The 14818-nt window shown below is 67.0% G+C and carries 13 protein-coding genes and 3 pseudogenes; 10 read left to right on the top strand and 6 right to left on the bottom strand.

Annotated features, from left to right (window positions below; genetic code table 11):
- The 3 genes and pseudogenes from AB0H93_RS43830 to AB0H93_RS43820 form a co-directional block, all read right to left on the bottom strand.
- Positions 1-171, bottom strand: a pseudogene (locus AB0H93_RS43830) (IS5/IS1182 family transposase); the annotation flags it as partial.
- Between the two features lie 227 nt (positions 172-398).
- Positions 399-1970: an MBL fold metallo-hydrolase gene (locus AB0H93_RS43825; protein WP_358582794.1), complete on the bottom strand. Its 1572-nt coding sequence runs from the start codon at positions 1968-1970 to the stop codon at positions 399-401.
- Positions 1960-2493, bottom strand: a complete 534-nt coding sequence (locus tag AB0H93_RS43820) for an MFS transporter (RefSeq protein WP_358582798.1) — start codon at positions 2491-2493, stop codon at positions 1960-1962. Before AB0H93_RS43820 ends, AB0H93_RS43825 begins: the two co-directional genes overlap by 11 nt.
- Positions 2494-2558: 65 nt before the next feature.
- On the opposite strand from AB0H93_RS43820, the gene AB0H93_RS43815 reads away from it, so the two are divergent.
- The gene (locus AB0H93_RS43815) at positions 2559-2759 is read left to right on the top strand and encodes a hypothetical protein (RefSeq protein WP_358582801.1); all 201 of its coding nucleotides are present in this window, start codon (positions 2559-2561) and stop codon (positions 2757-2759) included.
- 140 nt (positions 2760-2899) lie between these two features.
- Here the strand turns inward: AB0H93_RS43815 and AB0H93_RS43810 are convergent.
- Positions 2900-3355 (bottom strand): annotated as a pseudogene (locus AB0H93_RS43810) (MFS transporter); the annotation flags it as partial.
- A 223-nt stretch (positions 3356-3578) separates the two neighbouring features.
- Positions 3579-4922 (bottom strand): helix-turn-helix domain-containing protein, encoded by a 1344-nt coding sequence (locus tag AB0H93_RS43805; protein ID WP_358582792.1) that lies wholly within the window; start codon positions 4920-4922, stop codon positions 3579-3581.
- Positions 4923-5276: 354 nt separating this feature from the next.
- Between AB0H93_RS43805 and AB0H93_RS43800 the strand changes: the two genes are divergently transcribed.
- The 9 genes from AB0H93_RS43800 to AB0H93_RS43760 all read left to right on the top strand — a co-directional run bounded on the left by AB0H93_RS43800 (position 5277) and on the right by AB0H93_RS43760 (position 13977).
- A complete protein-coding gene (locus AB0H93_RS43800) occupies positions 5277-5678 on the top strand; it encodes an ISAs1 family transposase (RefSeq protein ID WP_358582796.1) in 402 nt (133 codons plus the stop codon).
- 147 nt (positions 5679-5825) lie between these two features.
- Positions 5826-6803 carry a polysaccharide deacetylase family protein gene (locus AB0H93_RS43795; protein WP_358582783.1) on the top strand — a complete coding sequence of 326 codons (978 nt, stop codon included), beginning with the start codon at positions 5826-5828 and terminating at the stop codon, positions 6801-6803.
- Between the two features lie 357 nt (positions 6804-7160).
- A complete protein-coding gene (locus AB0H93_RS43790) occupies positions 7161-7784 on the top strand; it encodes a response regulator transcription factor (RefSeq protein WP_358582789.1) in 624 nt (207 codons plus the stop codon).
- Positions 7785-7812: 28 nt separating this feature from the next.
- Entirely contained in the window at positions 7813-8130 is a 318-nt protein-coding gene (locus AB0H93_RS43785) for an ABC transporter substrate-binding protein (protein WP_358582786.1), read from the top strand.
- A 74-nt stretch (positions 8131-8204) separates the two neighbouring features.
- Positions 8205-9182, top strand: coding sequence for a polysaccharide deacetylase family protein (locus tag AB0H93_RS43780; protein WP_358582783.1), 978 nt, complete (start codon positions 8205-8207; stop codon positions 9180-9182).
- Positions 9183-9195: 13 nt separating this feature from the next.
- The gene (locus tag AB0H93_RS43775; RefSeq protein ID WP_358582780.1) at positions 9196-10737 is read left to right on the top strand and encodes an AMP-binding protein; all 1542 of its coding nucleotides are present in this window, start codon (positions 9196-9198) and stop codon (positions 10735-10737) included.
- A complete protein-coding gene (locus tag AB0H93_RS43770) occupies positions 10734-11585 on the top strand; it encodes an enoyl-CoA hydratase (RefSeq protein ID WP_190816449.1) in 852 nt (283 codons plus the stop codon). Before AB0H93_RS43775 ends, AB0H93_RS43770 begins: the two co-directional genes overlap by 4 nt.
- Before the next feature lie 35 nt (positions 11586-11620).
- Complete coding sequence (locus AB0H93_RS43765) at positions 11621-13165, top strand: AMP-binding protein (protein WP_358582777.1); 1545 nt, start codon at positions 11621-11623, stop codon at positions 13163-13165.
- A gap of 47 nt (positions 13166-13212) precedes the next feature.
- Complete coding sequence (locus AB0H93_RS43760; RefSeq protein WP_132493052.1) at positions 13213-13977, top strand: SDR family NAD(P)-dependent oxidoreductase; 765 nt, start codon at positions 13213-13215, stop codon at positions 13975-13977.
- 743 nt (positions 13978-14720) lie between these two features.
- Here AB0H93_RS43760 and AB0H93_RS43755 read toward each other — a convergent pair.
- Positions 14721-14818, bottom strand: a pseudogene (locus AB0H93_RS43755) (IS5/IS1182 family transposase); the annotation flags it as partial.

Here is a 14818-nt window from a genome sequence, read left to right as displayed (position 1 = left end):
AGTCGCCTTGGCCGTCAGCAGCGCCCCGTGCAGCGACGGCCGGCGCGCGGCGAGCACCGAAATGCCCTCGTCCCGGTACTCATACGCCGTCGACAAGGCGACGGCGTTGTCCCTAGCCAGCGCCGCCATCCGGGTGTCTTCCAGGAACCAGCGCAGCACCAAAACGGCCTGCTTGCAGGGTCGAACTGCCTTCCGCTCGTTTTCGGGTTCGTGCGGTGGTTTCGGGGCTGGATCAATCCGTGATCGCCGGGACCGTGAGACCTGCCAGTTCGGAGTAGACGACGAATTTGAAGGGGCCTTGCAGCTGGTGACGTTCGACCAGCCGGAGCAACGTCACCTGCCGGCGATCGCGGGGCTGCCGGGGTGGTTGGTGAGCGCGGCGTCGGCCAGCTTCAGGGCTAGGGGCAGATCGTCCCGGTCGAGCAGGTCTTGGATCGTGTCCGTGTAGACGTCGAGCTTCCCCCTTGGTGAGCAGTTCCAGTACGGCGGCCCACTCCGTCGGGGAAACGGGGTCGACGCTGTGCACGTCGGGCTGCCAGTAGCTGGTGTGCTGGCGCTGGACTCGCCGGATGATGTTGTCCCGCATCCGGACACGTGCGCAGGACGTCGGGCAGGTGGTTGCGGCCGAGCATGTCGAACACCGTGCGACCGGCGGCGATGTCGCCACGGATCACCTGGTACAGGTCCTCCAGCGCCGGGCGGAGGCCCGCCAGTGCGGCGACGGTGAAGTTCGCGGTCAGCGGTGGGTGTCCGTGAACGAGCAGGGCGGGTTCGAGGTCTTCGATCAACTTCAGCGTGTCGAGCAGGCCTTCGGCCGATCCCTCGGCGATGAACGGCGCGCCCAGATACGGCATCACGATGTCGCCGACGAACACGATGTCACGCCCGGGCAGGTGGATGAGCAGCGCGTCGTCCGTTTCCCCGCCGTGCGCCGGCAGCAGGCGTAGCTCGACGCCGCCGACGGTCATGGTCTCCGGTTCGCTGATCAGCCGGTCGGGCACGACGTGGTGTCGGTGATCGGCGCCGGCGGGCAGGAACCTGCGCCACGGGATGAACGCCTGGTTCTGCGCCTCGACCTCGGTGGTGAATCCGGTCTGGGCGATCACCTCGGTGCCGGGCTCGCGCAGTGCGTCGAGTCCCCCGATGTGGTCGAAGTGCCCGTGGGTGAGGATCACGTGGCTGACCGGCAGCGCGGAGATCTCCCGCATCTTCCGCAGCGCCGCGCGGGCCTGCTCGTTCGTGCTCCCGGCGTCGATCACGACCAGCGAGGTGTCGGTCACGATGAATCCGATGTCGCCGAACCCGAGGCCCTGTGCGGCGAAGATGCCCGCTGCCAGCTCGTGCAGTCCGGGCGGCGCGAAGTGTGCTCCGTCCTGATCGGTGACCCAGAAGTCGGTGATGAACGGCGGGAGGCCGGGCTGGGTGTCGAGTCCGGCCTTCCGCCGCGCCGCCGCGGCATCCTCGGTTCGGCCGAGCTGGTCATACGCGCGGGCGAGTGCGCGGAACACCGCCCGTCGCAGACCCAGCGGGAATCGGTCGCGCAGGGCGAGGACGAACTCCATATCGGCGACGGCATCCTCGGTTCGGCCGGCCTCCAACGGCAGTTCCGCCAGCGTCACGCCGCGGAAATAGTGCGGCAAGCCGGGCTCCGCGGCGACCGCCGCGTCCAGCTTGCCCACCGCCTCGTCGAGCTGGCCGGGCAACCTGGCCTGGAACGACGCGGCCACCGCGAGGAAGAGCGGCCGGTCCGGTTGTTCGGTGGCCAGTTCGTCGAACGTGCGGTACGCCTCCGCGTAGCGGCGGCCTCCCACCAGTTGCGCGGTCAGGGACAACACGAGCCGCGGCGACGCGTCCGGCCAGCGTGCCGCGATCATCATGGCTTCGGTGGTCGACTGCCGCGAGATGCGCTGCCGTGGCGCCTCCGGGCCGGACAGCGGGTTTGGCAGGTGGGCGTCAGTGTCAGTCGTCATCACAAAGCTCCCTGAGCCGACGGGGACGGACGGGTGTCAGTCGTGAGCGGGGTGGACTGGTCTGGCCGGGGCGGCCGTCGCGCCGGGCCGGGGGGCCGGGGCGGATGCGACCGAGCGCGATCCCGGCCAGCAGGGCGAGCAGGGCGATCCCGGCGATGAGCAGCCACGCCCGATGGAAGGAGTCGATGGCCGCGCCGCCGCGGTGTCCACTCAGGACGGCGATGAGGCCGGCGATGCCGATGACCGCGCCGATCTGCCGCAGTCCGGACGTGACGCCGATGCCGGTGGCGAATCGAGCCGGGGGTAGCTGCGCGACACCGGCACCGCCGAACGCGGGCAGCGTGAAGCCGACCCCGATCCCGGTGAGCAGCGCGGCCGGTAGGAACACGCCGACGTAGTTCCGAGCGGCGGTGGTCGTCACCGCCAGGGTCAGTGCGCCGAGGGTGAACAGCACGGTGCCCGGGATGGCGATGGCGCGCTGGCCGAAGCGATCGGCCAGCTGGCCCGCGACCGGGGCGCACAGCGCGGCCGCGATCGGCCCCGGCCAGCACTACGGACAGGTGCCACACGCCCGTCAGGAACAGCACGTTGCCCAGCAGCAGACTGAAGAACCCGATCGCGAACAGGAACGTGCCGATGCCGGCGACGGTGAACGAACGGATCCGGAACAGCGCGAAGTCCACCGCCGGGACCGGATGCCGCACCGAGCGCAGCACGAACGCGACGAACAGCACCACGGCCGCGCCCACCGTCGCGAGCACCGCGGTCGACCCCCACCCCCAGGCCTGACCCTTGACCATCGCCAACGCGACCGCGGCCACCGCCCCCGCGACCATTGCGGCGCCGAGGAAGTCGGGCAGCCGCCCCTGCTGGTCGCGGCTTTCGCGGAGCAGCCGACGGGCGGGAATCCGCATCGGCAGGCCGATCACCAGGTTCACGAAGAACACGGCAGGCCAGCCCAGCCAACTGGTCAGGAATCCGCCGAGGGACGGGCCGGTGGCCGCCGCGACCGCACCGGTGGCCGTCCACAACGACGTCGCCGTCGCCCGCTGTGTCACCGGGAACTCCGGCGACGCCAGGCTCAGCGACGTCGGCAGCAGCACCGCACCGGCCATCGCTCGCACCACCCGCGCGGCGACCAGCACTCCCAAGCTGCCGGCCAGCCCGCACACGACCGACGCGGTCACGAACAGCACGACGCCCACCAGGAACAGGCGCTTGCGGCCCAGCCGGTCGGCAAGTCGCCCGGCAGGCACCAGCGCGGCGGCGAACACGATGTTGTACGCGTTGAGAACCCACGACAGATCGCCCAGCGAGTCATGCGAGAAAGACCGCTCGATGCCGGGGAAAGCGATGTTGACGATCGTCACGTCCAGCGTGGCCATGAACGCCGCGACCGAGGTCACGATCAACACCTGCCACCGCCGAGGCAGCCACCGCCGAGCTCCAACTTGCGTCATAAAAGGAACATCAGAGGCGCGGCTTTCATCACGCAACCATCAGATTGAGCCGGAAGGGAAGGACGTCACCGACTCCACGGCGCTCGCGGGTGGAGCCTCATAGGGTCTGCCACGGGTGCTGTCGACCGCGTAGCGCAAGGGCCGTCGTTTACTCCAACTCCATCGTGCGCTCGAGGTCCAGGGCCAGGCGTAGCGCCAGACTGGCGGGGTCGAGGTGGCGGCCGAGGATCGTCTCCGCGCGCTGAACGCGTTGGGTCACGGTGTTGGGATGGATGCCGAGGCGCTGACCGCACCGGGTCGGGCTCGCGTGTGCGTCCATGTAGTGCCGCAGCGTCTTGATCAGACGTTCGCCGTCTTCGTGGCTGCGCAGTGCCCCGAGGTGGTCATCGACGAACCGCGCGGCCATCTCCTGGTCCTGCGTGGCGAGCACGGTGACCGCGACGTCGGGGAACCGGGTCGGTGCGGGAGTGTGGAGCGCTGTCAGGTCGACGCACGACAGGGCTTCCCGGTGGGTGTGGTGGAACCCGCGGATTCCGCGGCGCGGGGTTCCGAGAGTCAGCCGGATGGTCCTGGGCAGCGAAACCGCGGCCAGGTCGTCGAAGGTCGAGTTCTTGCACGGGGTGAACCAGCCGTGGATGACCGAGGAATCGGTCGTCACGGAGACGTGTTGCCGAGCGAACCCGAGGAGCTCCCGTCGTGCGAGTTCGGATACCTCCTCGCGTTTCATGGGGTCGACGCTCCAGGCCACGTACCCGATGTGCACCTCATCGATGTGATAACCGAAGAGCTCTCTCAGCTCGCGCACGCCCCCGTTGCCCGACAGCACGGCGCGGACGATCTCGTTGCGCCGCGAATTCGTGGCCCGCATGAGGCTGTCGCGAGCCCGGTTGTAGGTGGTTATCGTCTCGCCGGTCATGGACTGCATGTACTCGAACAAGCGGATGGAACCCGACTCGAGCGCCTCGGCGCGACGCGCAACGGTCCACGACTGCTTTTTGCGAAGATGGCTGGTGAATTCGTTCCAAATGGCGGCGTGGCCCAGCTCGTAGGAACGAAGGACGGCCGACAGGGGAATGTTCGAGCGAGCCATCAGGTACGCGAAATCCTGCGCCGGTTTCGGAAGATGCGGGTCCGGGTTCGAACCCATGAGGGTGGCGCGCATGCCCGGCAGGTGCGAGACGATGGACGTGCGCAACGCCTCCAGCGTGTCCGGATCGGCCGCTCCGAGCTCGGGAATCTCGGCGTGGAGCTGATCGGCGAGCCCGGAGAATTTCAGGCGTCCGTGTTGGTCGAGCCAGTTCACGAACGGCTCCAACGGTAGCGGGTTGCCGCCCACCTTCGCATCCAGCATTTCGACACTATGGAGGACACCGGGAGAGCCGTCCACCCCCAGGTTCGGCAAAGTCGTGATGTGCTGGTTTGACCTGCGGTGACGGCGTGTCGTTGGGGCGGGCACGGTAACGACGCGGTGATGATCGAAGTTGCCAAACACCGATCGTCCGGAAGTCGTCGCCGTGCCCGCGTTGTCATCATCTCCTGTCCTGGATTGCCCGGTCGAGTCGGGCCCTGCCCGGCCCGCACCCGTCGTGGACGTCGGCTGGCCGGTCCCCCAGGGATTGCTGGAGGTGCTGACGGGCGTGGCCGATCCCCGCAAGCGCCGGGGCGTGCGGCACAACGAAATCCCCGTGCTCGCCACGCTTCTGGGCGGACTCGACATCACCGACGCGGTCATCACTGCCGACGCCATGCACTGCCAGCGTGATACCGCCCAGATCATCCGTGATCGTGGCGGCCACTACATCCTCACGGTCAAAGGAAACCAGCCCACCCTGCGGAAACAAGTGAAATCCCTGCCCTGGAAACCACCGGTATCGGATTCCCCGGCGCTGCCCAGGTCCTGCGGCTTACCCGCACCCGCACCCGCACCGACCGCAAGACCGGCACACGCACCCGCGAAACCGTCTACGCCGTCACCAGCCTCCCCACCACCGACGCCGGGCCCGAACAAATCGCCCAATGGCTGCGAGGACACTGGTCAATCGAAAACCGCCTGCACTGGGTCCGCGACGTGACCTACGACGAAGACCGCAGCCAGATCCACACAGGCCACGCACCCCAAGTCATGGCCAGCCTCGGCAACACCGCCATCAGCCTGCTCCGACTCGCCGGCCACACCAACATCGCCGCCGCCTGCCGACATCACGCCCGCGACTCCAACCGCCCCGTCGAACTACTCCTCACCAGCTGAAACCAGACTTTGCCGGGCCCCTGCGTCCACCCCGGTCGTTCCGTATGTGATCCCGCCACACAACGGTGTATCAGCATTGGGCATTGGCACTGCTTGAGTCTGTCGCAACGATGGCACGAGTTTCGCTCGAACCCATAGGAGAGTCCGATGTCGAAATCTTCTGGCGGTCTGCTTTCAGGCCTCGAAGTCGCGGTCACCGTGGACGACCAATTTCAGTGGACCGGGATCCCGTTTCCCGAAGGGCATGGTCCGCACACCGTGTCGAAGAAGATGATGAAGGCTTTTGAAGCCTATGGGGTTCCCGGCGTTTACGCCTTCAACAGCACTGCGCCGACGGAGGAAGATCCGCGCGTGCTCGACATCCTCGATGACTGGTGCGCCGCCGGGCACTACGTCGGCAACCACACGCACCAGCACATCAGCCTCAACTGGCTGGACGTCGACACCTACCTCCGCGACATCGAGACCAGCGAGCGGCTGTTGAGCAGGTGGATAGAGGCATCGCCGTCGCGCTACTTCCGCTACGCCTTCGCCATGGAGGGCGACAGCGCGACCAAGACGAGCCAGGTCCAGACTCACCTGAGCCAAAACGGGTTCCTGTCCTCCCCGGTCACGCTCTGGTTCTACGACGCCCAGTTCATGGTCGCCTATGACCGCGCCCTGCGGCTCACGGACCGGGCGGCGCAGCGCTGGATCGAGGACACCTTGGTCGACACCGCGATCGAGCAGATGGAAAACCAAGCAGCCGCGGCTACTGCCGCGCTCGGCCGGTCACCGGCGCACATCATGCTGATCCACGGCACGACGGTCGCCGGTGCGACCATCGAGCGGATCCTCGGTCGGCTCACCGAGGAAGGCGTCGTGTTCGTCACCTCGGAACGGGCGATGGCCGACCCTGCCAACGTGATCGGTTCGCCGGTGACCACCCGCCAGTTCCGCAACTCGACGCAGAAGTGGGCCGAGTACGCGGGCGTGTCCATCCCGGATGTTCCGCCGGCGGTGCTCGCCGAGGTGGAGAAGGCGGCTCCCATCGAGGGCATGAGTTACGACGAGGTTCTTGGCCGGGCGATCCAGGAGTGGACGCGCCGGGTGCCCTTCACTCCGGTTCCGGCCGACTTCCACTGAGAAGGGACCTGGCATGAGGTCAGTGGCAGCGACAATCTGTTGTTGCAGGCGCCGACGGGTGCGGCGATGACTACTCGCGCAGAGCTGTGTGGATTACGGTCTCGCGGATTCGTCGGGGTTCGCCGGCTATCCGTACCCGGGGGAGACGGTGCTCTCGGTACCGGCGATCGTGCGTGGGGCGAGCGGGCGGCCGGTGCGTCCAGCCAATCAAGCGGGTTTCCGGCGCTGGTCGGGGCCCGCGATGGCAACGAGCTGCTCGCTGCGCGGAAGGCCTAACTCCCGGAAAGACTGATCCGAGCTTTCTGGTCGCGAGCCACCCTGGTATTTTCAGAACGAGGGACCGCCATGCAGAGAACAATGGAGAAAATCCGCGTGGCAATCCACGCGCAGGATCGCCTTACGCGCATGGGTCTGACGAACTGCTTGGGTGGAGACCCCCAGCTCGTCGATACCAACGGCGACAACGGCGACAACGTCGATATCGTCGTGATCGCCATCGAAACCGCCGAAGCGTCCACCATGAAGGAGCTGCAGTTGTTCAGGCCCGACACTGCCACCCCCCTGCTCCTCATCGTGGGCGATCAATGGCACGCCGACATCTCCGCAGCGGTAGAACAGGGTGTCCGGGCAGTCCTGTGGCGCCGCCATTTCTCCGCTACAACGTTCATCCAGGCCCTTCGTGCTGTAGGCAGCGGTGGCGGATACTTCCCCACCTCACTGCAGGGCGCGCTCATCGAGCAAATCGTGCAGACCTACCGCGAAGTACTCGCACCGCAAGGCTTGAACCCTTCCGGGTTCACCAACCGCGAGATCGATATCCTCGGCCTCGTCTCCGAAGGATTCGATCTCCGACAAATAGCTGACAAACTGCACTACTCAGAACGCACGGTCAAGAACATCCTCTACCAGTTCATGAAGCGGTTCGGCCTCCATAACCGCGCTCACGCCGTCTCCTACGCAATCCGCTCCGGTCTCATCTAATCCCAGCCGAATATTTCCGTTCGGTGGGTTGTCCACGCCGGCGGCGAAGGAGTTCGCCGCGGCGTGGGGTAAGTACGGCGGGGGCCGCAAGCCCAACGGCGCCGCAGCGCTGGGCTGGGTGGGGACCAAGATCTTCGAGAAGGTCGTCCGCGCCGCTGGCAAGGACGTCAGCCGGTCCAGTCTGGTGGCGCAGCTGCGCAAGATCAAAGGCGATCGCTTCGGCGGCCTCACCGTTCCGCTGACCTTCACCGCCAGCGGCCCGCCGCCGGCGAGCTGCATGTTCGTCATGCAGGGCAGCGGCGGCAAGTGGGCCGCGCCGAAGGGCGACAAGCCGACCTGCTTCTGAGCATTGGGCATTGGCACTGCTTGAGTCTGTCGCAACGATGGCACGAGTTTCGCTCGAACCCATAGGAGAGTCCGATGTCGAAATCTTCTGGCGGTCTGCTTTCAGGCCTCGAAGTCGCGGTCACCGTGGACGACCAATTTCAGTGGACCGGGATCCCGTTTCCCGAAGGGCATGGTCCGCACACCGTGTCGAAGAAGATGATGAAGGCTTTTGAAGCCTATGGGGTTCCCGGCGTTTACGCCTTCAACAGCACTGCGCCGACGGAGGAAGATCCGCGCGTGCTCGACATCCTCGATGACTGGTGCGCCGCCGGGCACTACGTCGGCAACCACACGCACCAGCACATCAGCCTCAACTGGCTGGACGTCGACACCTACCTCCGCGACATCGAGACCAGCGAGCGGCTGTTGAGCAGGTGGATAGAGGCATCGCCGTCGCGCTACTTCCGCTACGCCTTCGCCATGGAGGGCGACAGCGCGACCAAGACGAGCCAGGTCCAGACTCACCTGAGCCAAAACGGGTTCCTGTCCTCCCCGGTCACGCTCTGGTTCTACGACGCCCAGTTCATGGTCGCCTATGACCGCGCCCTGCGGCTCACGGACCGGGCGGCGCAGCGCTGGATCGAGGACACCTTGGTCGACACCGCGATCGAGCAGATGGAAAACCAAGCAGCCGCGGCTACTGCCGCGCTCGGCCGGTCACCGGCGCACATCATGCTGATCCACGGCACGACGGTCGCCGGTGCGACCATCGAGCGGATCCTCGGTCGGCTCACCGAGGAAGGCGTCGTGTTCGTCACCTCGGAACGGGCGATGGCCGACCCTGCCAACGTGATCGGTTCGCCGGTGACCACCCGCCAGTTCCGCAACTCGACGCAGAAGTGGGCCGAGTACGCGGGCGTGTCCATCCCGGATGTTCCGCCGGCGGTGCTCGCCGAGGTGGAGAAGGCGGCTCCCATCGAGGGCATGAGTTACGACGAGGTTCTTGGCCGGGCGATCCAGGAGTGGACGCGCCGGGTGCCCTTCACTCCGGTTCCGGCCGACTTCCACTGAGAAAGGACCTGGCATGAGCGAACCGCGAATCCACTCAGGCGGAACTTCTCAGTCGCTGGAGACGCTGCGCACCCGTGCTGCGCGGCTGGCATCGGCCCTCAACGCCGACGGGATCGGTCCGGGCGACCGCGTCGCCGTTGTCATGCGCAATGACATCGCGTTCGTGGAGGTGACGCTCGCGGTCGGGCTCGTCGGGGCTGCCCCGGTTCCGATCAACTGGCACTGGACGGGGGACGACCTCGCACACGCGCTGGCCGACAGCCGCTCCCGGCTCGCGGTGGTCCACACCGACCTGCTGCCGGCCGTGGAGTCCAGCGCACCCGGGCTGCCGATCATCGAGGCGGAGATACCGCCCGGGGTGCGGTGCGCCTACGGGCTGACCGCACAGCCGTCCACCGGAAGGTGGCCGACGCTGTCGCAGCGCATCGACGACCACGAACCCCGCACCGAACCCCCACCTGTCGCCCCGATGAGCGTGATCTACACGTCCGGCACCACCGGGCGGGCCAAGGGAGTGCTCCGCGACCCGGTCGCGGTGGCCGACCGCCCGACGTTGCTGGCCAACATCGCGAAGCTGTGGCACCTGGCTCCAGCCGAGACGACCCTCATCCCGGCGCCGCTCTACCACTCCGCTCCGAACGTGCACGCCACCTTCGCCGTCGCGCTGGGCATGAACTTGCACATCATGCCTCGCTTCGACGCCGAGGAGTTCCTGCGGCTGGTGCAGGAGCACCGCGTCAACAGCGTGCAGATGGTTCCTACGATGTTCAACCGGCTGCTGCAGCTGCCCGAGCAGGTGCGACGTTCCTACGACCTCTCCTCGCTGAAGGCCATCGTGCACGCGGCCGCGCCGTGCCCGCGGCACGTCAAGGAAGCCATGATCGGCTGGTTGGGTCCGATCGTGCACGAGTACTACGGCGGCGCCGAGGTGGGTGCCTTCACCGCCTGCGACACGGAGGAGGCCCTGAGCCGTCCGGGCACCGTCGGGCGCCCGATCCTTGATGCCGATGTGCGCATCCTCGGAGAGGACGGAACTGACAAGCCGGTGGGCGAGGACGGCATCGTCTACGGGCGCTGCTTCACCGGCTGGCCGGACTTCACCTACATCGATGACGAGCCCAAACGCCGTCGGATGGAAAGGGACGGCTACCTCACCCTCGGCGACATCGGCCACCTCGACGACGAGGGCTATCTCTACCTCAGCGACCGGCTCAACGACATGGTCATCTCGGGCGGCGTGAACATCTACCCCGCCGAGGTCGAGGCGTGCCTGCTCGACCTCGAGGGGGTCGCCGATGTGGCCGTGTTCGGCATCCCCGACCCCGACCTGGGAGAGGTGCTCGCCGCCCACATCCAGCCGATCCCCGGCGCGATCCTCCACCCGGCCGAGATCCGGACCCACGTCGGCTCCCGCCTGGCGCGCTACAAGGTGCCGCGGGAAGTGGTGCTCGCCGACGAGCTGCCGCGCGAGGACACCGGAAAACTGTTCAAGCGCCGTCTCAAGCAGCAGTACCTCGAGGCGGCGGGGCACAACGGGGACGAGGGGGTTGCATGAGTTCGTCCGTGCTTCTCGAGAGCCCGGAGACCGGTATCGCGCGGGTGGTGCTGAACCGGCCCGAGCGTCGCAACGCGCAGAACCCCCAGATGCTCTACGACCTCGACGAGGCGCTGGCGATCGCGGTCCGGGACCGCACAGTCCGGGTGATCATCCTGGCTGGTGCGGGACCCGACTTCTCCGCCGGACATGATCTCGACGAACGCGACTCGAGGATTCCCGGGCCGTCCGTGGCCACCCTCGAGGGCGCTTTCGACGCCGACGGGGTCGAGGGCAGGCACGCGTTCGAATGCGAGGCCTATCTGGGAATGTGCCGCCGGTGGCGCGATCTGCCCAAACCCACGATCGCCCAGGCCCACGGGCGTTGCATCGCCGGAGCGCTGATGCTGTTGTGGCCGATGGACCTGATCGTGGCCGGCGAATCGGCGACCTTCTCCGATCCGGTAGCGGCATTCGGGCTCAACGGTGCGGAGTACTTCACCCACGTGTGGGAGGTGGGCGCGCGCAAGGCCAAGGAAATGCTGTTCACCGGCGCTCCTGTGACTGCTGCGGACGCACATCGGCTGGGCATGGTCAACCACGTGGTCCCCGACGACGACCTCGCGGACTTCACCCTCGACCTCGCACGGCGGATCGCACGCATGCCCGAGTACGCGCTGCGGCTGGCGAAGTCCAGCGTCAACAACAGCCTCGCCGCCCAAGGCCAGGACGTGGCGCTGGAGTCGGCGTTCGCCCTGCACATCGCCGGGCACGCCAACAACCTCTCCCGCCACGGCGACATCATCGACCCCGGTGGTGTCGACACGATCCGGGCGCTGTCCCGCCAGGCGCCGGAGCGTGCGCCGTAACGAATCCATCCCGAACCAGCCCGCGGGATGCAGCGTTGACCAGCGACACCCGTCCAACCATCGAAGGTTGGCTCGCCGAGTACGACGCACGGGACGCCGACGTCGCGTGGCTGCTGTGCGACCGGCACGACCCGAATGCGGTCGCCTTCACCTTCGTCGACGCCGACCTGCGGACGCACGACCTGACCTTCGGTGAGCTCGCCGAGCGTTCCCGCCGACTCGCCACCGTGCTCGCCGACCACGAATTGCGGCGCGGCAGCAGAGTGCCGGTGCTCATGGGAAAACGACCGGAACTCATCGTCACGCTCGTGGCGATCTGGCGCCTCGGTGCGGTCCACGTGCCGCTGTTCACCGCGTTCGCCACCGGAGCCGTCCAGCTGCGCGTCGAGGCGGCCGGCGCCGAGCTCGTGATCACCGACCGCGCGCAGCGTGCCAAGGTCGACCCGATTCCCGGGATCACGGCACTCGACGTCGACCAGTTGGAGCGGGCCGCTGCCGACCGTGAACCCCACACCGGGCGGGAGACGGTTGGCGGCGACGGCACATTCCTGCAGCTCTACACCAGCGGCACGACGGGGCGGCCGAAGGGCGTTCCGGTGCCGGTACGGGCGATAGCCGGGTTCCGGTCGTACATGCACTTCGCCATGGACGTCACGGCGGACGACGTGCACTGGAACGCGGCCGACCCCGGGTGGGCCTACGGCCTCTACTACGGCATCGTCACACCACTGGCCGCGGCCCGGCGCAACCTGCTGGTGGACGCCGGATTCACCCCCGAGCTCACCACGGAGGTCCTGCGACGGCAGGCGGTGACCAACTTCGCCGGTGCACCCACCATGTACCGGGCCATCAGCCGCAGCGGCCTCGTCGAGGGCGTGCGGCTGCGGCGTGCGTGTTCGGCGGGAGAGCCACTGACCCCTGACATCGTGCGGTGGGCGCGCGAGACCCTCGACGTCGAGATCCGCGACCACTACGGGCAGACCGAACTGGGCATGGTCATCGGCAACTGCGCGCACGAGAACGTGGCACGTCCGCTCAAGGACGCGTCGATGGGACAGCAGCTGCCGGGCATCGTCGCCGACGTCGTCGACGGACGGATCGCGGTGTCGACCAAGAGTCCGCTGTTCTGGTTCACCGGGTACCGGGGAGAGCCCGAGCGCACCGACGAGCGCTTCACCGGGGACGGCGCCTGGTACCTCACCGGCGACACCGGACGTGTCGATGAGGACGGCTACTTCTTCTTCACCGCACGGGACGACGACGTCATCCTGGCCGCCGGATACCGGATTGGACCGTTCGACGTGGAGAGCGTGCTGATCACCCACCCCGCTGTCGCCGAGGTCGCCGTGGTGGGGCAGAAGGACCCGGACGGTGTGCGCGGCGAAATCGTGGTGGCCTATGCCGTTCTCCTCGAAGGTGCCGAGCCCGGAGACGACCTCGTTCGGGAGCTTCAGGCGCACGTGCGCGAGCGTTACTCGGCCCATGCCTACCCCCGACTGATCCGGTTCGTGGACGCGCTCCCCAAGACACCCAGCGGGAAGGTGCAGCGGTTCAAACTGCGCGAGCTTCACGCTGACTGACGAACGCACTCGCCAGCTTCCGAAACCCACGCGATTCCAGGAGAAACATGCGCATTGATCCGACAACGGCGGCTGTGGTGACTGGAGGTGCTTCTGGTCTCGGCGAAGCGACCGTGCGGCGCCTGTACCGCGAAGGCGCTTCGGTCGTCATCGCCGACCTGCCCTGCTCCTCAGGTCAGTCGCTAGCTGACGCCCTCGGAGAACGCGCGGTTTTCGTGCCCGCCGATGTTCGAGAAGAAGCGGGAGTGTCACGTGCACTCGATGCCGCTGAGGAATTCGGCGGGCTGCGAGTGGTCATCACGTGCGCCGGGATCGCGACACCGGGGCGGATCCTGGGAAGCGGCGGCCCGCTCTCGCTCGACGAGTTCAAACAGGTGCTGGACATCAACCTCGTCGGCACGGTCAACGTGCTCAGACTCGCCGCCGCGCGGATGTCCGCGAACGAACCGGTCGACGGCGACCGAGGCGCCGTGATCATGACCTCCTCGATCTCCGCCTACGACGGCCAGATCGGCCAAGCCGCTTATGCCGCCAGCAAAGGCGGTATCGCCGCGCTGACGCTCAGCGCCGCGCGTGACCTGGCCGAACACGGGATCCGCGTGAACACCATCGCCCCGGGCATCTTCGCCACACCCCTCATGCTCGGCCTTCCCGACAAAGCACGGAAAACCCTCGAACAGCGCGTACCCCATCCGCCCCGGCTCGGCACACCGGAAGAGTTCGCCTCGCTCGCCGCACACATCATCGACAACCAGATGATCAACGGCGAGGTAATCCGCCTCGACGGCGCCCTACGAATGCCACCGAAGTGACCGTGATCCCCAGGCAGCGCACGAATCCAGCCGGTTCCGTATGCCCGGCTGTTTCGCCTGGTCAACAAAGTGCCCCCGGTGCGATTCGAACGCGCACTGTACGGATTTTGAGTCGGCTTCACGCTGTGGCTCTGGTGTATCGCCTGGTCATTGGGCGTGTGATCTCGCTCTCATGGTGCTCCGTGGGCATGATCGGCGACCGTTCATGCCCAAACCCATGCCCATTGGGGCCACTGTGGATAGTTGCGTGTGCGACGCTTCGCATAAGCGCTGTGATCAACATTCGCGGCGGGGTGGTTGATCCAGTTCGCCTTGCAGGCGGTCCAAGCCGGGCGCGAAGCGGGAGACAGGCGGCCCGGAGCCAGGCGGAGTGACTGTCAAAGCCGAGAACTAAATCCGGCATGGTCACCTTGACCACAGGTGCAGCTGGGCAAGCCGGACAACACAGTGTTGGGCACGTTGCCGAGCTGGTCACCTCGGCTAAGGGAGCGATCGGCTCGCGACAGTGACGGCGTTCGTGGTTGCGGTCAACGCGTTCACGAACGTCTGATGGACCTCGTGGGCCCGTTCTGACGTCAGGCAGTACCGGACGGGCTTGGAGATACGGTCACCCGGCTCGGTCACGGCCGTCTCGTACTCATCCTCGCCGGAGATCGGATCAAGTCCGATCCGTGTTGTTTCGAACACCCAGGTCTGATCGCCAATGATCACTTCTGTCTGAATCAGAGCGGAGGTCCACAGCGGCCTCCGTCCGGGGCGGAGACAACCTGAATGTTCCCGCCGTGATGGCGGTGCTTGCCGCTCCACCACAAATCCGCCCCGCGGGTGGGGCCTGGGGTGG

It is taken from the genome of Saccharopolyspora sp. NPDC050642, assembly GCF_040654735.1.
GTDB classification, from domain to species: domain Bacteria; phylum Actinomycetota; class Actinomycetes; order Mycobacteriales; family Pseudonocardiaceae; genus Saccharopolyspora; species Saccharopolyspora elongata.
This window is presented reverse-complemented; position numbering and strand designations above follow the sequence as displayed.